This is a genomic window from Kluyvera sp. STS39-E, from assembly GCF_040932435.1.
Classification (GTDB): Bacteria; Pseudomonadota; Gammaproteobacteria; order Enterobacterales; family Enterobacteriaceae; genus Kluyvera.
Genome location: NZ_JBFQGA010000002.1, coordinates 550911 through 570413 on the forward strand (window position 1 = coordinate 550911; position 19503 = coordinate 570413).

Below are 19503 nucleotides of genomic sequence, written 5' to 3' on the forward strand. Positions count from 1 at the left end.
TCACACTCCCCATTTCGGGATCGGATGGTCGCCCATAGAAATACAGACGTTCTTCATTTCCGCGAACACCTCAAAGCTGTATTCGCCGCCTTCACGTCCGGTGCCGGAGGCCTTCACGCCGCCGAATGGCTGACGGAGGTCGCGCACGTTCTGGGTGTTGACGAACACCATGCCGGCCTCAATGCCGCGCGCCAGGCGCAGCACTTTGCTGATGTCCTGAGTCCAGATGTAAGACGCTAGGCCGTATTCAATATCGTTGGCCAGACGCAGCCCTTCGGCTTCATCTTTAAATGGCAACAGGCAGGCCACCGGGCCAAAAATCTCTTCCTGCGCGATGCGCATACGGTTATCGACATCCGCCAACACCGTTGGGCGCAGGAAGTTGCCGTGCTTGAGATGTGCGGGTAAATCCGTTGGTTTTTCCGCGCCGCCTGCCAGCAGAGTCGCCCCTTCTTCAATGCCTAAACGAATGTAGCCGGAGACTTTTTCCCAGTGCTGCTGGCTAATCAACGCCCCCACTTGGGTATTCGGGTCGGTCGGGTCTCCAACGCGCAGGCGATTCGCGCGCTCGGCGAAGCGTTTGACGAATTCCGGGTATATGCTCTGCTGAATAAAGATGCGCGAGCCAGCGGTGCAGCGTTCGCCGTTGATGGAGAAGATGGTGAACAGCGCTGCGTCCAGCGCGCGTTCAATATCGGCATCTTCAAAAATCAGCACCGGCGATTTACCGCCCAGCTCCATGGAATACTTCTTCAACCCGGCGTTTTTCATGATGTTGCGTCCGGTGGCGGTGCCACCGGTAAACGATACGGCGCGCACGTCATGATGACGCACCAGCGCATCGCCCGCGCTTGCTCCGTAGCCCTGTACCACGTTCAACACCCCAGCCGGAATGCCCGCTTCCAGCGCCAGTTCGCCCAGACGGTCGGCGGTCAGCGGCGACAGTTCAGACATCTTCAGTACCGCCGTATTGCCAAGCGCCAGGCACGGCGCAACCTTCCACGTGGCGGTCATAAACGGCACGTTCCACGGCGAAACCAGCGCGCAAACGCCGACCGGCTGCACCAGCGTGTAGTTGAGCATCTTGTCGTCAACCGGGTAGGTTTTGCCGTTCATCTGCTGGCACACTTCGGCAAAGAACTCGAAGTTATGGGACGCACGTGGGATCAGCACGTTTTTAGTCTGGTGGATAGGCAGGCCGGTATCGGCGGTTTCCATTGCCGCAATTTCCGGCACGTTCTGGTCAATCAAATCGCCCAGACGGCGCATCAGGCGTGCGCGCTCTTTCATCGGCAGATTGGCCCATTTCGGGAACGCCTCTTTGGCCGCAGCAACGGCCTGATTCACTTCCGCTTCCCCGCCGGAAGCCACTTCCGCCAGCACTTCACCGGTGGCAGGGTTGGTCGTCTGGAAGTAATCATTACCGGCAACGTTTTTGCCGTTGATCCAATGGTTAATCTTTTTCATTACGCTTCTTCCTCACTCACAATCCGGTTTACCAAGCGACCGACGCCCTCCACTTCCACCACCACTTCATCGCCCGGCACGACGTCCGACAGTCCTTTCGGCGTGCCGGTAGCAATCATGTCGCCAGGCTGGAGCGTCATAAATTCACTCAGGTAAGCAATTAAAAAGGGGATGCTGAAAATCAGATCGGCGGTGGTGCCCTGCTGGCGCAGTTCGCCGTTAACCCACGTGCGCAGCGACAAATTATGTGGATCGGGGATCGCTGCTTTAGGCACTACGTCTGGGGAAATTGGGGTCAGCCCGTCGCGGCTTTTCACCCGCAGATTCGGCCGGTAGTAGTTTTCCAGGTAGTCGCGGATGGCGTAGTCGTTACACACGGTGTAGCCCGCCACATAGTCCATCGCATCAGCTTCGCTCACCTTGCGCGCGGTTTTACCGATAACCACCACCAGTTCCGCTTCGTAGTGCATATATTCGACGTGACGAGGACGCACCGAGGTTTGCCCGTCGCCAGTGATGGTGTTGGGCGCTTTGATAAATACTAAGGGTTCTTCCGGCGGCTTGAAGTCGAGTTCGCTGGCGTGATCGGCATAGTTCAGGCCGAGGGCAAATAGCGTGCCGTGGCGCTGCGGGTTCGCTGCGGCGGGTACGTTTTGGTCAACCATCGTCGGGTTTTCCAGCGCCGGGAAACCCTCCGCCAAAATACGCACGCGGTCGCCAGGATGCAGCGCGACACGCGCCTGCGGAGTGCCCAACAAAATGACATCGCCAGGATTTAAGGTGGCGAACTCGCTAAGCGCGCTCAGCAGTTCGGCGGCGCTACGCTGGAGGTCAGCGGTATGCCATTGGTCCACCCGGTGGCCGTTGATTTCAGTCGTAATCGTCAGATTATCGACGCTATCGATGCTGACGGTTTCCCCCAGAGGGCAAAAACCGTCGCGGCATTTCGCTTTGATAGCCGGGCGGTAAAAACTCTCCTCCGCCAAGCTCACCTCATTGGCCAACGCGTAGCCGGCAATATAAAGCCCTGCGTCTTCAACCGACACTTTGCGCGCCGTTTTCCCGACCACCAGCGCAACGGTCGCGCCGCTGTATACCGTTTCCTCTCGCGGCAAGGGAATCGGCTCGCCGCCGCCAATCACGGTGTTATGCGGTTTGATAAACCACACCGCCGTTTTTGGCGGCGTTTTGTAGGGGGCTTTTTCAAACGCCTCGCGCCAAGCATCAAGCTGGCTACGGTGGTTAAGCGCTACGGCGAAAACGGTACCTTTCATCAACAGCTCCTTAGCAAAAACCATTTCATTAATATATTAACGATCTGTTTTATGCCTCGGCTGTTCATTTAGCAAACACAAGTCAATTATTTGTGATCAAAATAACAATAATTTTACATTTATGATTTTTAATCATTTAATATCAGTATGTTAATAAAAAACACGTGAATAGAACGCTGGTTATCAACAAAATAAGCTGTTGATAAAAGCAACATTACTATATTGTTCACATATTAATAATGAGAGGTATTCGGGGGCATAATGCATGATTCTTTAACCATCGCGTTGATGCAGGCGCGCGAGGTGGCGATGACCTACTTCCGCCCAATTGTGAAGCAGCACAACCTGACGGAGCAGCAGTGGCGAATTGTTCGGGTTTTGGTCGAAAATCCGTCAATGGACTTTCACGATCTGGCGGCTGCCACCTGTATTTTGCGTCCCAGCCTGACGGGGATTTTGACCCGAATGGAGCGCGATGGCTTGGTGCTGCGCTTAAAGCCGGTTAACGATCAGCGCAAGCTGTACGTGTCGCTCACCAAAGAGGGATATGCCTTGTATGAACGGGCGCAGGCGAAAGTCGAAGAGGCCTATCAGCTTATTGAACAGCGGTTTACTCCCGAAAAAATGCAGCAGCTCACAGCGCTGCTGCATGAATTTATTGACCTGAAGAAATAGCCCCGAGCCGCCTGTTTCAGCCCTGATTCAGGCTTTTTCCCCCTGCCTCGCTTCCTGCCCGCCGAGGGCTTCGCCATCACCTCACCTCACGCCTGAAACCGGTTTTATGCCAATACAAATCCAAGGGAGATCACACTTCTCCACATCTCACTTTGCATCTCGCTAAGTGTTTCTATAAAAGAAACGCAAACAGCAATGATATGACGTCTCGTACCCTTAAAAACCTTAAAACAATGAGAACACCTCTATGTCAGAACAACCGATAACAGGATCTGCCGTCCGTTCGACCGGGCGGGTACGCTTCTTTGTGCTAGGCCTGGTGTTTATTAATATCATTATCAACTACATGGACCGTACCAACCTCTCGGTTGCGGCGACCCAGATGTCCGGCGAGCTGCAATTTACGCCGCTGCAAATGGGGTTAATTTTCTCAGCGTTCGGCTGGATCTATGCAGCTCTGCAGATCCCCGGCGGTTTTTTGATCGACCGCCTCGGCTCCCGCCTAGTGTACGGCGTCGGCCTCTTTATCTGGTCGCTTATCACCGCGCTGCACGCCGTCGCCAGCAGCTTTGGCGCGTTGGTCGGCCTGCGTCTGGGCGTGGGCGCATTCGAAGCGCCGGTGATGCCCTCAAATAACCGCGTGATCTCCAGCTGGTTCCCGGAGCAGGAGCGCGCCACGGCAATCGGCATCTATTCATCGGCGCAGTTTGTCGGCATGGCATTGATGACGCCGGTGCTGTTTCACGTGCAGGATCTGTTCGGCTGGCGCGGGTTATTTCTGATAACCGGGGTGGCGGGAATGCTCTGGGGTGTGCTGTGGTACTGCCTGTACCGCGATCCGCTGGATCACAAAACGGTCTCCAAAGCCGAGCTGGATCACCTGCGCCAGGGCGGTGCGGTGATGGAGAGCCGCGAGAGTGCGGCCAAACGACCCTTCAGCTGGCAGGATCTGGGGCTGATGTTCAAAAGCCGCAAGCTAATTGGCATCTATTTCGGCCAGTTCACCATCTCCGCCACCTTCTGGTTCTTCCTGACCTGGTTCCCGACTTATCTGGTGCAGTATCGCCATATGGATTTCATCAAGTCCGGCTATGTGGCCTCCGTCCCGTATCTGGCGGCCTTCGTCGGCGTGCTGCTGGCCGGTTTTGTCTCTGACCGTTTGATCCGTCGCGGCATTTCAGCCAGCTTCGCCCGCAAAGCGCCGGTGGTACTCGGCATGGCGCTAACGCTGTTTATCCTCGGCGCTAACTACACCGACAGCCCGACGCTGATCATCTTGTTTATGTCCATCGCCTTCTTTGGCAACGGCCTCGCCACCATTACCTGGGTATTCGTTACTGCCCTAGCCCCGCACCATCTGATTGGCCTGGCAGGCGGCGTGTTTAACTTTACCGGCGCGCTCTCGTCGATAGTCGTCCCTATTGCTATCGGCGCACTGATTGACGGCCACAACTTCGCCCCGGCGCTGGGCTTTATCGCCGTCCTCGCCTGTCTGGGGATCTGTTCTTACCTGTTTGTGGTCGGGAAGATTGATTTAGACGGCGAGAAAGCTACGCCGTCAGCAGGTCGCAAAGCGTGATCAGAGCCGCTTGGCGGGCGGCCGTTTGTTCCGGGGTGTAATCGTACATTCCGGCGAAGGCTAGCGCGGCCTTGTGCGAGCCGAACTGGATCGGCTGGGCGATAGACAGCTCACCGTCCTCGTGCGGCCACACCACCTGCCCGCGCTCGCGCTGTTGCTGAAGATACGGGGCGATAGCCGCCATCTCTTCAACGCTAAAGCGCTGGGCCAGCACGGTGTCGTCTTCCGCCGCCAGCAACGCAATGCCGATGACCGACTGACAGGCGGGCATCATATGAAACCCCGCCAGCGCCTGGCTGATGTGGCTGCCCGGCTGCGAGTGGAAGATATAGATAACCTGGTCCTCCCACAGGACCCCCATCGCCACCACGATATCTTTTGGCGCGTGGGCTTCCAGCAGCGGGAGCGCCTTTGAAAACAAAGTCGAGCCACGGATCGCCTGTGCCGCTAGGGCATGAATGCCCGGCCCAGGCAAGTAGCGGCGTTGCTCGTCCTGAGTGGTCAGGCCAATCGCCGCCATGGTCATCAGCAGGCGATTGACGCGCGTAGCGTTAGTGCCCATCAGGCGCGCCAGCTCGCGGCAGCCGATAGCTCTGTCGCTGGATACCAAGTACTGCAGGCAGCGAATGCCGTCGATAAGGCTTTGATTAGGTTGAGACGACATAGCAGGCTCCCATTTTTTAAGACCATTATTTTATCGCCAGAAAGGCAGGAATTACAATTTATGCAAATTTTTCAGCAAACCCAGGAACGCGATTTTCCCCATCAGACCCTGCACACCGACCTGCTGGTCGCCGGCGGCGGCCTGGCCGGGCTGTGCGCCGCGCTTGCCGCCGCGCGCGACGGTTTACAGGTTGTGCTGGTTCAGGATCGCCCGGTACTCGGCGGTAACGCCTCCAGCGAAGTGCGCCTGTGGGCCAACGGCGCGACCTCACACATGGGCAACAACAACCGCTGGTCCCGCGAAGGCGGTATTATGGGCGAGATCCTCGAAGAAAACCTGTGGCGCAACAAAGAAGGCAACCCGATGATGTTCGACCTGCTGCTGCTGGATCTGGCGCAGCGTGAAAAGAATCTCACCGTGTTGCTCAATACTGCGCTCTATGCGGTTAAACGCGAAGGCCTGCGTATTACCGAGGCGACCGGATTTAACGCCGTTAACGAAACCTTCTACCATATTCAAGCCGCTCAGTTTTGCGATGCCACCGGCGATGGCGTACTCGGCCACCTGGCAGGCGCGGAATACCGTATCGGCGCCGAAGACGCCGAAGAGCTGGGGGAGAAAATGGCTCCCGGCGATAACTTTGGTCACAAGCTCGGCCACTCTATCTACTTCTACACCCGTAAAGGCAGCGAACCGGTAACCTTTGTCCCGCCTTCTTTTGCCTTACAGGATATTGAAGCCATCCCGCGCTATAAGCGCCTGACCTCGACCCTTAACGGCTGTGACCTGTGGTGGCTGGAATGGGGCGGCCGCCTCGATACCATTCACGACAGCGAGCAGATCAAGTGGGAGCTGTGGAAAATCGTCTGGGGGGTGTGGAACTACATTAAAAACTCGGGCGAATTCCCGGACGCGGACAACCTGACCATTGAATGGGTTGGCACCATTCCCGGCAAGCGCGAAAGCCGCCGCTTTATCGGCGATCATCTGCTGTGTCAGCAGGATATCATCGAGCAGCGCGACCATTACGACGCCGTGGGTTACGGCGGCTGGTCCATTGATCTGCATCCCGCCGACGGCGTTTACAGCCGCCACGACGGCTGCCGTCAGTTCCACAGCAAAGGCACCTACACCATCCCTTACCGCAGCTTATACAGCCGCTCGCTGGATAACCTGTTCCTCACCGGGCGCTTGATTTCTGCCTCACACGTGGCATTCGGCAGCGCCCGCGTGATGTGCACCTGCGGCCTGCTGGGGGAAGTCGTTGGCCGCGCCGCCGCCCTGTGCCAGCAGCATAAGCTCAGTGTTCCGCAGCTGGCACAGGCCGAACATATCGGCAAACTGCAACAGCATTTACAGCACGTCGGCTGCTATATTCCGCGCCAGCGTCTGACAGACCCGGCGCGAGGCGCGCAGGTCACGGCTAGCAGCGAATTACAGCTGAGCGAGCTGCCGGCCAACGGCCGCTGGATGACGCTGGGCGAGCGCATGGCGCTGCTGCTGCCGGTGAAGGCCGGAGAATCGCTGCCGCTGATGCGTTTCACCCTACGTTCGGCCACCTCGCAACCGCTCAAAATCAGTCTATTAAGCAGCCAGAAAGCCGCCAATTACTGCGCCGATACGCAACTGGATGAGTGCACGCTCACGGTCCAAGAGACGGGAGAATATGGCGTGGCGTTTGATTGGCAAAGCGATGCCGATCGCTATCTGTTTATTGCCTTTGAAAGCAACGCCGAGGTGGAGATCGCCCTCACCGACCTGCAGCTGCCAGGCATTATGACGGTATTCAACAGCCAGAATGCCCGCGTGGCGAAGCATCCACGACAGATCGTCGATGGCGACTTTGGCGCTGAGGAGTTTGATTTCTGGGTACCGCGCCGTCGCCCGCACCAGGTGATGCCTGCCGTACAGTTCAGCACGCCTCTGCACTGCTATGACGTGGACAATCTACTTAACGGCCACCTGCGCCCGGAACAGCAGATTAACGGCTGGGCTCCGGCGCTGGATGACCGTAAGCCGCGCCTGAGCTGGCGGTGGGACACGCCGCAGACGGTTCAGTCGCTGACGCTGATACTGGATAATGACTTTGATAACGCGATGGAAACCGTACAGATGGGCCATGCCGCGCGGGTGACGCCGCACTGCGCCACCCACTATCGTTTGTGGGCTGACGACACGCTGATTGCGGAGGTGGAGGACAACCGCCATTCCGTGTGCCAGCACATTCTACCGACACCGCTCACCGTGTCGCACATCACCCTTGAGTTGGTTCGCTCGGCGGGCGCCGTCCCGGCGGTGTATTCGCTTAACGTTGCCTGAGACACTTTTCTCTGCCCTCTCCCCCACGGGGTGAGGGCTATGGTGAAGAGCTACTCAAGATTTAATAACGGACTCACCAGCGCAACATGGGTCTTAATGCCCACCGCCAGCGCATCCTCGTCAATCCGGAAATGAGGATTGTGGACGTTCCACGTCGCCCCTTTGTCCTTATTGCCACAGCCCACAAACAAGAAGGTGCCGGGGATTTTCTCTTGGTAAGAAGAGAAATCTTCACTGCCAAACAGCGCCTTCTCTTCCAGCTTTAGCGTGCCCGCTGGGAAGTGGCGGCTAATCGCCTCGCGGGCAATACGGTTGGTCACATCGTGGTTATTGCCTACCGCATAGCCCTTCTGCCATTGGATGTCACAGCTTGCGCCGTGAGCCGCCGCGATGCCGTTGACTACCCGTGACATCAGCTGTGGCACCGCTTCTCGCACCTGCTGATTATGGGTGCGCAGCGTGCCCGCCAGCCGGGCGCTGTCGGGGATGACGTTGTAGCTATCTCCGGCTTGGAAGGTGGCAATCGTCAGCACCGGTGCGGTGCTAGGATCGATGTTGCGTGCAACGATTTGCTGCAACGCGCCGACCATCTCGGCGCCGATGGTCACCGGGTCGATGCAGTGCTGCGGCATCGAGCCATGGCCGCCTTTTCCGCGAATAGTGATATCAAAGTTATCGCTGGAGGCCACGTAAACGCCCTCTTTTAGCGTCAGTACGCCCACCGGACTGGTCGGGAAGACGTGTAGACCAAAAATATGCTCTACATCATCCACGACGCCAAGCTCAACCAGCTCCCGCGCGCCACCCGGCGGCACCTCTTCCGCCGGTTGGAAGATAAACTTAATGCTGCCATGGAGCCTGTCGCGCAGCTGACACAACACCTTCACCGCTCCCATCAGCATCGCGGTATGCGCATCGTGACCGCAGGCATGCATCACCCCAGGTACGGTCGAGGAAAAGCTCTCGCCGCTCTCTTCTTGTAACGGTAACGCATCGATATCGGCACGCAGCGCCCAAGTTGGCCCCGGATATGCGCCGCGTAAGACGGCAATTACGCTGTTTTCAAGCGGGCGGCTTATTTCCAGCTCCCCGAAAGAAGCCAGTTCGCGGGCAATATAATCCGCCGTGGGTTTCTCCTGAAATGACAAATCCGGGTGCGCATGGATATGCCGACGCCAGCGCAGCGCATCAACAGCGGCGGTGGCAATCAATCGTTCGGTAGCTTGATTCATCAGGTTTTCCTTCTAATCGGTAAGAGGCAGGCTGGCGACAGGACGACGCCTCATCAGCGGCAGCACCGCTATTGCGGAGCAGACCATCGCCAGTGAAAGAAACGTAAACGCGCTGGCATAACCGTGGGTTTTCTCCACCAGATAGCCGATGACAATCGGTGACACGAAGCCCCCCAGCGTGCCGCCGGTATTGATCAGGCCAATCGCCGAGCCCATCATCGTCTCCGGCAGTCGCTTCATCGGCAGCGTAAAGGCCGTCACGAAAGTCGCCATCAAGAAGATCTCTCCTACGAACAGCAGCAGGCTGGCGGTCAGCGGCGTTTGCGCATGGAAGATGGCGAAAATCACCACCGCGCTCAACATGGCGCTGACAGCAATGACCAGCGGTTCACGGTTGAGGAAATATTTGCCCACCAGCCACCCGGTGCCGAGCGATGAGATCCAAATACCCAATCCCCCCGCCGCCACAACGTAGCCGGAAGCAGCCATCGATATGCCCATGTGCTGGACGAAAAATTTTGGCAACCACGCCATCAGGCCGTAGCTGGGGATGTTGACGCAAAAAATGGACACAAACAGCAGTAGCACCGTTGGGTTACGCCACAGCGCGCCGCTCGGCGCTGCCTTTTTTACTGCCACGGGCGCGCTAGACTGGCGTGGAACCCGCAGAGCAATAAGCGCGGCTATCGCACAGACAATCACTCCCAACACTGCAAACGACGTGTGCCAGCCCAGCAACGACAGCGCATTGACCGCAATAATCGGTCCAATGGTCATCGCCAAACCGGCTGATGACAGCAAAATCGACTGGGCAAAGGTGCGCTTTTCAACGCTGAAATTTCCCACCACCGCTTTGGCACAGGAGCAGGGGTAGCCGGAGTGCCCGACGCCAGCGAGAAAGCGGAACAACAACAGCAGGCCAAAACTGGCCCCCAATACGCCGAAGCACAGGGCAAAAATGCCCAGTGCCGACAGTGACAGCACCAGCATGGTTTTGTAGCCAATGCGATCGTTCAACCAGCCGGCAGGTACCTGAAACAGCGAATAGGCAAGGAAAAAGATGCCGGTGATGTAGCCCAACTGTTCTGCATTCAGACCAAATTCCTGCTCAATGGGCAGCAGGGCAAAACCGGTTACCGTCTTATCGATGTAAACAAAGACGTAGCCAATAAACAGTAAGAAGATCATTTGAGACTGACTTTTCATTATGTTCCGCCTTGTGTCTCAGGATGGTGTGTTATGAAAGAGCTATCTCTACGTATCCTGGGGGTTTACCGTCATCCCGGGAAGATGTAATTTTTCTATAGGTGATGCTTTTTTTTGATAGGGGTAAGCGATGGGATATTTGCCAAAAGTCAGCCATTTGCAGGCGCTAAAGCAGGTGGCGCGCAGCGGCAGCATCCGTGCGGCGGCGCGGGAGCTTGGGCAATCGCAGCCCGCGCTTTCGCGCACATTACGTGAGCTAGAGCAAACCCTGGGCACGCAACTTTTATTGCGCAGCAAAGAAGGTATCACCCTGACCGAGGCAGGAGCCGCATTTTCGCAGCGAGCAGAATGGGTACTAGAAGAGCTGCGGCGCGCCGCAGATGAAGTAGAGCAGATCAATCATGCCACTCACGGGCGGCTTACTATCGGTTTTTCATCGCTTATTGCGCTCACCGTTTTTCCAACCGTCGCGGAGGGGTTTAAGCAGGCGCTACCGCAGGTTCAACTGACGCTAAAAGAGGGGCAGCTTTCCTCCCTGCTTCCAGGGGTACGGAATGGTGAAATCGATCTGGCGATTGGCTCCGTCGATCCGATGCGACCGCCGGAGGGAGTGATGATTGAGCCGCTGTTTACCGCGCCGTTTTGCGTAGTCGCTCGCGCCGGGCATCCGCTGGCCAACGAGAGCGATTTACTGGCGTTGAAGCGGGCTAAATGGCTGCTGCCGGAATCACCTATGGGTTACTACCAGCAGTTACAAAACGAGCTGATGCACTTCTATCACCAGTTGGCGATTGCGCCGCTGCGCACGGACTCGGTGATCACCGGGCTGAATATGGTGCTGGTATCCGACTACCTGACCATCGTCGCCCGCGCCATGAGCCAGCCGCTGCAATTGGAAGGCAAGATTGTGACCCTGCCCATTTCTACGCTGCCCGCCGCGCAATATTGCGCGGTGTGGTCGCAAAAATCGGCGCTAACGGCCAACGCCAAGCAGTTTTTAGCGCGGCTACGCAACGCCTGTCAGGCGTACAGCTGGTAGGCCCGATAAGCGTTGCGCCATCATTTATGCGATGACGATTACGCGCCCTGACGGGTCGCTGCCAGCACAATCTCACGAATACAAACATACTGCGGCTGTGAATAGGCGTACTCAATCGCATGCGCCACATCTTCCGGGCTCAGCACTTTGCCGCCCATATCCTGCTTCCACGCCTGATAGCCGGTTTTAATATCTTCACTGGTGGTATGGCTCAGCAGTTCGGTTTCAACCGCGCCAGGTGCAATCACCACTACGCGCACGTTATGTGGCGACAGCTCTTCACGCAGGTTTTCTGACAGGCCGTGTACGGCAAATTTGGTGCCGACGTACACCGTATGGTTCGGGAAGGTTTTACGCCCAGCGATAGAGCTGATGTTGATGATGGTGCCCGCTTTACGCTCAATCATCCCTTTGGTCACCGCGTGAACGCCGTTCAGCAGGCCTTTCACGTTGACGTCCAGCATCTGTTCCCACTCGTCAGGATTCTGCGAATCCACGTTGCCCAGCAGCATGACGCCCGCGTTGTTAACCATCGCGTCCACCGGCCCAAACTGCTGTTCGGCTTCATCAATGGCCGCCGCCACGGCTTTTCTGTCAGTCACATCGACGGAGCGACACAGCGTGTGCGGCAGATTCAACGCCGTCATACGATCGACGCGACGCGCCAGCAGCAGCAGCGCATGGCCGCGTTCAGACAGCAGTTTCGCGGTGGCAAGGCCAATGCCGGAACTGGCACCGGTGATCACAACTAACGGTTTAGATGCAGCGTTCATAGGAAATCCTCATAAATAAAATTGATGGCGCTACTTTAATTCCGATTGGAAATGGTGAAAAATGGTTTGTTTTTCTCACAGCCATAATAAAATTCTATGGATAAACGACAGCTCAGCGCCTTCATTTCCGTTTTTGAAGAGCGCAACATTACCCGTGCCGCTGAATAGTTAAGTCTGACACAGCCTGCCCTTTCTGCCACCGTAAAGGCTCTGGAAGAGGAGCTTGGCACCCAGCTTTTCGTGCGGAAACCGCGCGGCGTCGAGGTGACGGAAGATGCCCGTGCGCTCTATCCCCACGCCTGCCGAATGATTCAGGATATGGCCACGCTCACCGCGCGTTTTCGTAAGCGACAGGATAGAACGCCGCTGACAATCGGCATTGAGCAGGATATTGCCTCACCGTGTCTGGCCTCGTTATTACAACAGATTGGTCACGAGATGCCGGATACCGTGGTAACGCTCGACCCGGGCTGTACGGGGGATATCCGTCTCGGTTGTGAAAGTCTGCGCTGTGAAGATGAGCTGTTTATGCCGCTTGTTGATGAGCGCTACGTGTTGGCCTTTCCCTCAGACCACGACTTCAGCAAGCTTGAGGCGTTGACCACCGACCAGCTGATTTCGCAGCCCTGGGTAACCTATCCCGCACACGATTCACATCAGCGCTTCCTGCCGTTTTATGGCACTTCCGCCGGTGCGCCCAACGCCAATGCCGGTAGCTTTACGCTTGCGCTGGACTTGGTCGAAGCGGGATTTGGGCTGGCGATTGCTCCCCAGTCATTGGTGGATGCGCGTTGCGACCTGAGCTGGCACACGCTGCCAGGGTATCCGTTGCTGCGACGCATTGGCATCTGCTACGCGGTGCAGGCGGTGGAGAATCCGGCGGTGAGCCAATTGATGGATAGTTTGCACCAACGTGCGGCGACTGCCTGATGGCGCTGCGCTTATCAGGCCTACGGGTTTGTAGGCCGGATAAGGCGGTTACGCCGCCATCCGGCAATACCGGCTCGGTGGCTATATGGCAACTAACTGCCTAACCCCTTGCGCTTCCATCTCGTCGCCGCGTCCGCGCGCAATAATGGTGCCGCGCGACATCACCAGATACTGATCCGCCAACTCCGCAGCAAAATCGTAAAACTGCTCCACCAGCAAAATTGCCATATCGCCACGGTTGGCAAGGCTGCGGATCACCGCGCCGATCTCTTTGATAACCGACGGCTGGATCCCCTCAGTCGGCTCATCGAGGATCAATAGCTGTGGTTTGCAGGCCAGCGCCCGACCAATCGCCAGCTGCTGCTGTTGCCCGCCGGAGAGATCCCCGCCACGCCGCTGTTTCATTTCGCGCAGCACCGGAAACAGCGCGTAGATCTCATCCGGTACGCCCCGCGCCTGCGCGCCAGAAAAGCGGGATAGCCCCATCAACAAATTCTCCTCCACCGTCAGGCGCGGAAAAATCTCCCTTCCCTGTGGCACGTAAGCAATCCCCTGCTGTACCCGCTGATGCGGCTTGCTGTGATTGATGAGCTTGCCCTGCCAGTGCACGGTGCCGGACTTCGCCGGAATCAGCCCCATCAGGCATTTCAACAGCGTCGTTTTCCCAACACCATTGCGCCCTAACAGGCAGGTTATTTCTCCCGGCGTGGTCTCAAACGATAATCCCCGTAGAATATGGCTGCCGCCGTAATACTGATTTAATTCATTAACCTGCAACATATTAGCGCCCCAGATAAACGTCGATAACCTGCTCGTTAGCCTGCACGTCGCGCAGTGAGCCTTCGGCCAGAACTTGGCCCTGATGCAGCACGGTCACGTGGTCGGCAATGGTTTCGACAAAGCCCATGTCGTGTTCGACCACCATTAACGAATGCTTGCCCGCCAGCGTCTTGAACAGTTCGGCAATGTAGTCGGTTTCCGCGTCGGTGAGCCCAGCTGCGGGTTCATCGAGCAACAACAAATGCGGCTCTTGCACCAGCAGCATACCAATCTCCAAAAACTGTTTTTGCCCGTGTGAGAGCAACCCCGACGGGCGCTGACGGTGCGCGGTTAGCCGCAGCAATTCCAGCACTTCATCGATGCGATCCCGCTGCTCGCCGCTAAGCTTTGCCCGCAGGCAGGTCCAAACCGACTTATCCATTTTCTGAGCGATTTCAAGATTCTCCGTTACGCTTAACGCCTCAAACACCGTCGGCTTCTGGAATTTGCGCCCAATCCCCGCTCGGGCAATCTCGACCGGGGACAGCCCCATCAGATCGATATTCTGGTCGTAGGTGACCTTGCCGTTGTCCGGTCGGGTTTTGCCGGTTATCACATCCATCAACGTGGTTTTGCCCGCGCCGTTCGGGCCAATGACACAGCGGAGTTCACCGACGCCAATCGACAAAGACAGATTGGTCAGCGCCCGGAAAGAGTCAAAGGTGACGTTGATGTTTTCCAGTTGCAGTACCGGGTCGGTAGTTTGACGATAGCGATCCTGCGGCTGCGGCTGGGTGAACAGGGAATCAGTCATGCTTCCTCCGTTTGAGAAGACCAATCACGCCGCGCGGTAGAAATAGCGTGACGAGGATGAACATCAGCCCGAGGAAAAAGAGCCAGAAATCGGGGAACGCGACCGTGAAGTAGCTTTTCGCGCCGTTGACAATGCCCGCGCCAAGAATCGGCCCGATAAGCGTCCCGCGCCCGCCCAGCGCTACCCAGATGGCGGCTTCGATAGAGTTAGTCGGCGACATTTCGCTAGGGTTGATAATCCCCACCTGCGGCACGTACAGCGCACCGGCCAGCCCGCACAGCACCGCCGAGAGTGTCCAAACGAACAGCTTGAAACCTTTGGGATCGTAGCCACAAAACATCAGGCGGTTTTCCGCATCGCGCACTGCCGTCAACACGCGGCCAAATTTGCTGCGGGTGAGCATCACGCCGATGGCCAAAGAACCGGCGAGCAGCAGCACCGTCGCGACAAACAGCGCGATACGCGTGCCGGTTGCCGACACCGGAAAGCCCAGCAGCGTGGTAAAACCGGTGAAGCCGTTGTTGCCACCAAAGCCGGTTTCATTGCGGAAAAACAGCAGCATTCCGGCGTAGGTCAGCGCCTGGGTCATAATCGAGAAGTAGACGTCTTTGATGCGTGAACGAAAGGCAAAGTAGCCAAACAGCAGCGCCAGCAATCCAGGCACCAAGATTATCAAGCACAGCGCCCAGGCAAAGTGCTGCGTCCCGGCCCAGAACCACGGCATCTCGGTCCAGGAAAGAAAGGACATAAACGCCGGCATACCGTCACCGGAAGCTTGGCGCATCAGGTACATCCCCATGGCGTAGCCACCGAGCGCAAAGAACAGCCCGTGTCCCAACGAAAGTAAACCGGCGTAGCCCCACACCAGATCCAACGCCACCGCCACCACCGCGTAGCAGAGGATCTTGCCGAGTAGCGTCAGCGTGTAGGTGGAAATCGCCAGCGGATTATCCGCCGGTAGCAGCGCGAAAAACGGCAGCACCAGCAGCGCCAGCAAAAGCAGCGTTGCCAGCCAGCAGGTCAGGCGCGGCGCACGGCGCGCGAGCGTTAATGTCATCGGTTGGCTCATCAGTCAATTACCCGCCCTTTGAATGCAAACAGCCCCTGTGGGCGTTTTTGAATAAACAGCACGATAAGAACCAGAATGGCGATTTTGCCCAGCACCGCGCCGATTTGCGGCTCCAGCACTTTGTTCAGCACGCCCAGTCCCAGTGCCGCCACCACGGTTCCTGCCAACTGCCCAACGCCGCCGGTGACCACCACCAAGAACGAGTCAATGATGTACCCCTGCCCCAGCTCGGGGCCGACGTTGCCCAACTGCGACAGCGCCACGCCGCCCAGCCCGGCGATACCGGAACCTAAGCCGAAGGCCAGCATATCGACGCGTCCGGTCGGCACACCGCAGCAGTCGGCCATCCGTCGATTTTGCGTCACCGCACGAACGTTCATGCCCAGACGAGTTTTGTTCAGCAGCAGCCAGGTCAGCGCCAGCACGCCGGCGACAAAAACAATCACCGCGATACGGTTATACGGCAGCACCAAGTTCGGCAGCACGTTCCAGCCGCCGGAGAGCCACGCCGGGTTAGCGACTTCCAGGTTTTGCGTGCCAAACAGCACGCGCACCAGTTGGATAAGCATCAGGCTTATCCCCCAGGTTGCCAGCAGGGTTTCCAGCGGACGGCCGTACAGGTGACGAATAATGGTGCGCTCAAGCAGCATGCCGACGGCGGCGGTGATACAGAAAGCCACCGGCAGCGCCACCAGCGGGTAGAGCGCCAGCCATTCCGGCGCAAAGCGTTGAAACAGGCTCTGCACAAGCCAGGTGGAATACGCCCCCAGCATCAGCATTTCGCCGTGGGCCATATTGATAACCCCCAACAGGCCGTAGGTGATGGCTAACCCCAGCGCCGCCAGTAGCAAAATCGATCCCAACGAAATCCCGCTGAACGCCTGCCCCAACCAGTCGCCCCATTTCAAGCGCTGTTGCACCTGCTTGAGGCTTTCCGTGGCCGCCGCGCGCACCGAGGCGTCCGGTTCATTTTGCGGCTGGGTTAGTCGGCTCAAGCTGCCCTGCACCTGCGGATCGCTGGATTCGCCAAGCAGTTTTACCGCCTGCAAACGTTGCTCGGCATGGCTATCGGAAAGCTGTAGGTTGGCAACGGCAATCGCCAGCGCGGTATGCACGCGCTCATCCTGTTCTGCCGCCAAACGCTGGCTCAGCAGCGGCAGCTGATCTTGTTGCGCACTATTTTGCAGAGTTAACGCCGCCTTCAGACGCACTGGCGTCGCATCGCTCACCAGTTGATGCGACGCCAGTGCGCTGGCAATCAGTCCGCGAATGCGGTTGTTCATAAAGATTTTTTTAGTGGCCCCCGCAGGCGAGGCCTCGCCTTCCAGCGGCACCAGCTTGCCGCGACTTTCGCTAAACAGCTGGCCATGCTCATCGCTGACCACCGCTTCATCGCTCAACGCCTTTAGCAACGGCAACCGAGAAGCCTGCGGCGTTGCCGCCCACTGCTGGAGCAACTGCGCCTGTTGGCTACGGCTGGCCTGACCGAAGTCAGAGGCCGGGCCTGCCAGCGCGTTGAGGCTCAACAGCAGGCCGCCTAAAAGAAGAAAACGCAATGCCGGGAATCGTTTCATGGTATCCGTTCTTATCATGGTGACCCGGCTATGCCGGTAATCTCAATGGCTGTCGGAGGCAGCTTGCCGCCTCCGACATCTCTCGCCGCGCGGTTACTTGCCGCCGGTTTTCACCGGGGTATCCGGTTTTTTATCGTTGCCTGGGATGTACGGGCTCCACGGCTGTGCGCGTACCGGTTTATCGGTATTCCACACCACGTTGAACTGACCGTTTTCTTCGATTTCACCAATCATCACCGGTTTGTGCAGGTGGTGGTTGGTGGCGTCCATGGTCAGGGTGAAACCGTCTGGCGCGGCAAAGGTCTGCCCGGCCATCGCCGCACGCACTTTATCCACGTCGGTGGTGCCCGCTTTTTCCACCGCCTGCGCCCACATATGGATGCCAACGTAGGTCGCTTCCATTGGGTCGTTGGTGACCACGGTGTCGGCATTCGGCAACTTATGCGCTTTGGCATAGGCGCGATAGTCGGCCACAAATTTCGCATTCACCGGGTTGGTCACTGATTCAAAGTAGTTCCACGCCGCCAGATGGCCGACCAACGGTTTGGTATCAATGCCGCGCAGCTCTTCCTCGCCCACGGAGAAAGCAACAACCGGCACGTCGGTTGCTTTAATCCCCTGGTTGGCAAGCTCTTTGTAGAACGGCACGTTGGAGTCGCCGTTGATGGTGGAGATCACCGCCGTCTTACCGCCGGCGGAGAATTTTTTGATGTTGGCGACGATAGTCTGGTAGTCGCTGTAACCAAACGGCGTATAGACCTCTTCGATATCTTTATCCTGAACCCCTTTCGAATGCAGGAAGGCGCGCAGGATTTTGTTGGTGGTGCGCGGGTAGACGTAGTCGGTGCCGAGCAGGAAGAAGCGCTTCGCGCTGCCGCCGTCTTCACTCATCATGTATTCCACCGCCGGGATAGCCTGCTGGTTAGGCGCAGCGCCGGTGTAGAAGACGTTCGGCGACATCTCTTCCCCTTCATACTGAACCGGGTAGAACAACAGGCCGTTTAGCTCCTCAAACACCGGCAGCACCGATTTACGCGATACCGATGTCCAGCAGCCAAAGACCACCGCCGCTTTATCCTGCGTTAACAGCTGGCGTGCTTTTTCAGCAAACAGCGGCCAGTTGGAAGCGGGATCAACCACCACCGGCTCAAGCTTTTTACCCAGCACGCCGCCTTTCGCATTAATCTCGTCGATGGTCATCAGCGCCACATCTTTCAGCGGCGTTTCGGAAATCGCCATGGTGCCGGAGAGGGAGTGCATAATCCCCACTTTAATGGTGTCTGCGGCGTAGGCCTGCAACGAAAAGCCGAGGCTCAAAAAGGTGGCTGACAGGGCAAATGCTTTCAGTAGAGAACGTCTTTTCATAACCAAAACCCCTAAATAATATTGAGTAATAACGGTTTTCCCATCCCGAGATGGGTCTAAGGTGAAACGGGTTGTAAACGTGCCTGCTGCAGCCGGTGTAAGGTTATTTTTCGGACCTCGGCTTTACTCTGTGAGATATGCGCAGTAAGGATCCGCTGCGCCTCCTCGGTATGCTGTTGCACGATGGCTTTTAGTACCTGCGCGTGCTCGCTGTAGGTGGCATCAACGCGATCCTCGCGGGTGAAATCGAGGTGGCGGATGATGCGCATCTTTTCGGTCAGATCCACGTGAACGCGGGCCATTTCCGCATTACCGGTCGCGCTCACCAGCGCGGTATGGAACGCTTCGTCGTGGCGAGATAGCGTTTTGCCCGGTGGCATCTGCGGGGCCTCACACCAAAAAGCGATAAGCGGCTCCAGATGCTCGGCGCGGGCTGCAGATGGCATGGCGCAAAGGCGCTTCACCGCCTCCATTTCCAGCACAATGCGAAAATCGTACAGCGCTTCGAAATAGGTAAAATCAAACGGTTTCACCTGCCAGCCGCTGCGCGAATAAACCTGCACATAGCCTTCATGCTCCAGCCAGAACAGCGCCTGGCGCACCGGCGTGCGGCTGGCCGACATTCGCTCGGAGATTTCGTTTTCGCTAAAATGTTCGCCGGGCATCAGCCGGAAATCGAAAATGTCGTTTTTCAATTCGCGGTAGATGCGCTCGGCCAGCCCCGCCGCGCGTTTTTTGTCGTTGCTTTGCGCCATCCGTAGCTC

At 57.4% G+C, this 19503-nt stretch carries 17 protein-coding genes; 5 read left to right on the plus strand and 12 right to left on the minus strand.

What is annotated here, in order from left to right; genetic code table 11:
* Together hpaE and hpaG are read right to left on the minus strand one after the other, a co-directional pair.
* On the minus strand, positions 1-1467 hold the full coding sequence (hpaE, locus tag AB4K05_RS06145; protein WP_368479095.1) for a 5-carboxymethyl-2-hydroxymuconate semialdehyde dehydrogenase: 1467 nt from the start codon (positions 1465-1467) through the stop codon (positions 1-3).
* A complete protein-coding gene (gene hpaG / locus AB4K05_RS06150; protein WP_368479096.1) occupies positions 1467-2741 on the minus strand; it encodes a 4-hydroxyphenylacetate degradation bifunctional isomerase/decarboxylase in 1275 nt (424 codons plus the stop codon). The genes hpaE and hpaG overlap by 1 nt, the downstream gene beginning before the upstream one ends.
* A 261-nt stretch (positions 2742-3002) precedes the next feature.
* Here hpaG and hpaR point away from each other — a divergent pair, with 261 nt between their 5' ends.
* Complete coding sequence (gene hpaR / locus AB4K05_RS06155) at positions 3003-3416, plus strand: homoprotocatechuate degradation operon regulator HpaR (RefSeq protein WP_368479097.1); 414 nt, start codon at positions 3003-3005, stop codon at positions 3414-3416.
* A gap of 247 nt (positions 3417-3663) precedes the next feature.
* The gene (locus AB4K05_RS06160) at positions 3664-4995 is read left to right on the plus strand and encodes an MFS transporter (RefSeq protein ID WP_368479098.1); all 1332 of its coding nucleotides are present in this window, start codon (positions 3664-3666) and stop codon (positions 4993-4995) included.
* Here AB4K05_RS06160 and AB4K05_RS06165 read toward each other — a convergent pair.
* Positions 4967-5659 (minus strand): IclR family transcriptional regulator, encoded by a 693-nt coding sequence (locus AB4K05_RS06165; RefSeq protein WP_368479099.1) that lies wholly within the window; start codon positions 5657-5659, stop codon positions 4967-4969. The genes AB4K05_RS06160 and AB4K05_RS06165 overlap by 29 nt on opposite strands.
* A 60-nt stretch (positions 5660-5719) precedes the next feature.
* On the opposite strand from AB4K05_RS06165, the gene AB4K05_RS06170 reads away from it, so the two are divergent.
* Positions 5720-7978, plus strand: coding sequence for an FAD-dependent oxidoreductase (locus tag AB4K05_RS06170; protein WP_368479100.1), 2259 nt, complete (start codon positions 5720-5722; stop codon positions 7976-7978).
* 50 nt (positions 7979-8028) lie between these two features.
* Here AB4K05_RS06170 and AB4K05_RS06175 read toward each other — a convergent pair whose 3' ends face one another.
* Positions 8029-9210, minus strand: a complete 1182-nt coding sequence (locus tag AB4K05_RS06175) for an amidohydrolase (RefSeq protein ID WP_368479101.1) — start codon at positions 9208-9210, stop codon at positions 8029-8031.
* Positions 9211-9222: 12 nt separating this feature from the next.
* Positions 9223-10416: an MFS transporter gene (locus tag AB4K05_RS06180; RefSeq protein ID WP_368479102.1), complete on the minus strand. Its 1194-nt coding sequence runs from the start codon at positions 10414-10416 to the stop codon at positions 9223-9225.
* 130 nt (positions 10417-10546) lie between these two features.
* Between AB4K05_RS06180 and AB4K05_RS06185 the strand changes: the two genes are divergently transcribed.
* Positions 10547-11455: a LysR substrate-binding domain-containing protein gene (locus AB4K05_RS06185; protein WP_368479103.1), complete on the plus strand. Its 909-nt coding sequence runs from the start codon at positions 10547-10549 to the stop codon at positions 11453-11455.
* Positions 11456-11493: 38 nt separating this feature from the next.
* Here AB4K05_RS06185 and AB4K05_RS06190 read toward each other — a convergent pair whose 3' ends face one another.
* Positions 11494-12228 (minus strand): SDR family oxidoreductase, encoded by a 735-nt coding sequence (locus AB4K05_RS06190; RefSeq protein WP_368479104.1) that lies wholly within the window; start codon positions 12226-12228, stop codon positions 11494-11496.
* Between the two features lie 174 nt (positions 12229-12402).
* Between AB4K05_RS06190 and AB4K05_RS06195 the strand changes: the two genes are divergently transcribed.
* Positions 12403-13158: a LysR family transcriptional regulator gene (locus tag AB4K05_RS06195; protein WP_368479177.1), complete on the plus strand. Its 756-nt coding sequence runs from the start codon at positions 12403-12405 to the stop codon at positions 13156-13158.
* An 81-nt stretch (positions 13159-13239) separates the two neighbouring features.
* On the opposite strand, the gene urtE is transcribed toward AB4K05_RS06195, so the two are convergent.
* The 6 genes from urtE to AB4K05_RS06225 form a co-directional block, all read right to left on the minus strand.
* Positions 13240-13938, minus strand: coding sequence for an urea ABC transporter ATP-binding subunit UrtE (gene urtE, locus AB4K05_RS06200; RefSeq protein WP_368479105.1), 699 nt, complete (start codon positions 13936-13938; stop codon positions 13240-13242).
* 1 nt (position 13939) lies between these two features.
* Positions 13940-14731: an urea ABC transporter ATP-binding protein UrtD gene (urtD, locus tag AB4K05_RS06205; RefSeq protein WP_368479106.1), complete on the minus strand. Its 792-nt coding sequence runs from the start codon at positions 14729-14731 to the stop codon at positions 13940-13942.
* Complete coding sequence (gene urtC / locus AB4K05_RS06210; RefSeq protein ID WP_368479107.1) at positions 14724-15800, minus strand: urea ABC transporter permease subunit UrtC; 1077 nt, start codon at positions 15798-15800, stop codon at positions 14724-14726. The genes urtD and urtC overlap by 8 nt, the downstream gene beginning before the upstream one ends.
* Positions 15800-17374: an urea ABC transporter permease subunit UrtB gene (gene urtB, locus AB4K05_RS06215; protein ID WP_368479108.1), complete on the minus strand. Its 1575-nt coding sequence runs from the start codon at positions 17372-17374 to the stop codon at positions 15800-15802. Before urtB ends, urtC begins: the two co-directional genes overlap by 1 nt.
* A 93-nt stretch (positions 17375-17467) precedes the next feature.
* Positions 17468-18739 (minus strand): urea ABC transporter substrate-binding protein, encoded by a 1272-nt coding sequence (urtA, locus tag AB4K05_RS06220; protein WP_368479109.1) that lies wholly within the window; start codon positions 18737-18739, stop codon positions 17468-17470.
* 56 nt (positions 18740-18795) lie between these two features.
* Positions 18796-19494, minus strand: coding sequence for a GntR family transcriptional regulator (locus AB4K05_RS06225; protein WP_368479110.1), 699 nt, complete (start codon positions 19492-19494; stop codon positions 18796-18798).
* Positions 19495-19503: the final 9 nt, after the last annotated feature.

Coding starts and splice junctions, on each gene's coding strand:
- hpaE (WP_368479095.1), bottom strand. CDS start 1,467: ATGAAAAAGATTAACCATTGGATCAACGGCAAAAACGTTGCCGGTAAT.
- hpaG (WP_368479096.1), bottom strand. CDS start 2,741: ATGAAAGGTACCGTTTTCGCCGTAGCGCTTAACCACCGTAGCCAGCTT.
- hpaR (WP_368479097.1), top strand. CDS start 3,003: ATGCATGATTCTTTAACCATCGCGTTGATGCAGGCGCGCGAGGTGGCG.
- AB4K05_RS06160 (WP_368479098.1), top strand. CDS start 3,664: ATGTCAGAACAACCGATAACAGGATCTGCCGTCCGTTCGACCGGGCGG.
- AB4K05_RS06165 (WP_368479099.1), bottom strand. CDS start 5,659: ATGTCGTCTCAACCTAATCAAAGCCTTATCGACGGCATTCGCTGCCTG.
- AB4K05_RS06170 (WP_368479100.1), top strand. CDS start 5,720: ATGCAAATTTTTCAGCAAACCCAGGAACGCGATTTTCCCCATCAGACC.
- AB4K05_RS06175 (WP_368479101.1), bottom strand. CDS start 9,210: ATGAATCAAGCTACCGAACGATTGATTGCCACCGCCGCTGTTGATGCG.
- AB4K05_RS06180 (WP_368479102.1), bottom strand. CDS start 10,416: ATGAAAAGTCAGTCTCAAATGATCTTCTTACTGTTTATTGGCTACGTC.
- AB4K05_RS06185 (WP_368479103.1), top strand. CDS start 10,547: ATGGGATATTTGCCAAAAGTCAGCCATTTGCAGGCGCTAAAGCAGGTG.
- AB4K05_RS06190 (WP_368479104.1), bottom strand. CDS start 12,228: ATGAACGCTGCATCTAAACCGTTAGTTGTGATCACCGGTGCCAGTTCC.
- urtE (WP_368479105.1), bottom strand. CDS start 13,938: ATGTTGCAGGTTAATGAATTAAATCAGTATTACGGCGGCAGCCATATT.
- urtD (WP_368479106.1), bottom strand. CDS start 14,731: ATGACTGATTCCCTGTTCACCCAGCCGCAGCCGCAGGATCGCTATCGT.
- urtC (WP_368479107.1), bottom strand. CDS start 15,800: ATGAGCCAACCGATGACATTAACGCTCGCGCGCCGTGCGCCGCGCCTG.
- urtB (WP_368479108.1), bottom strand. CDS start 17,374: ATGAAACGATTCCCGGCATTGCGTTTTCTTCTTTTAGGCGGCCTGCTG.
- urtA (WP_368479109.1), bottom strand. CDS start 18,739: ATGAAAAGACGTTCTCTACTGAAAGCATTTGCCCTGTCAGCCACCTTT.
- AB4K05_RS06225 (WP_368479110.1), bottom strand. CDS start 19,494: ATGGCGCAAAGCAACGACAAAAAACGCGCGGCGGGGCTGGCCGAGCGC.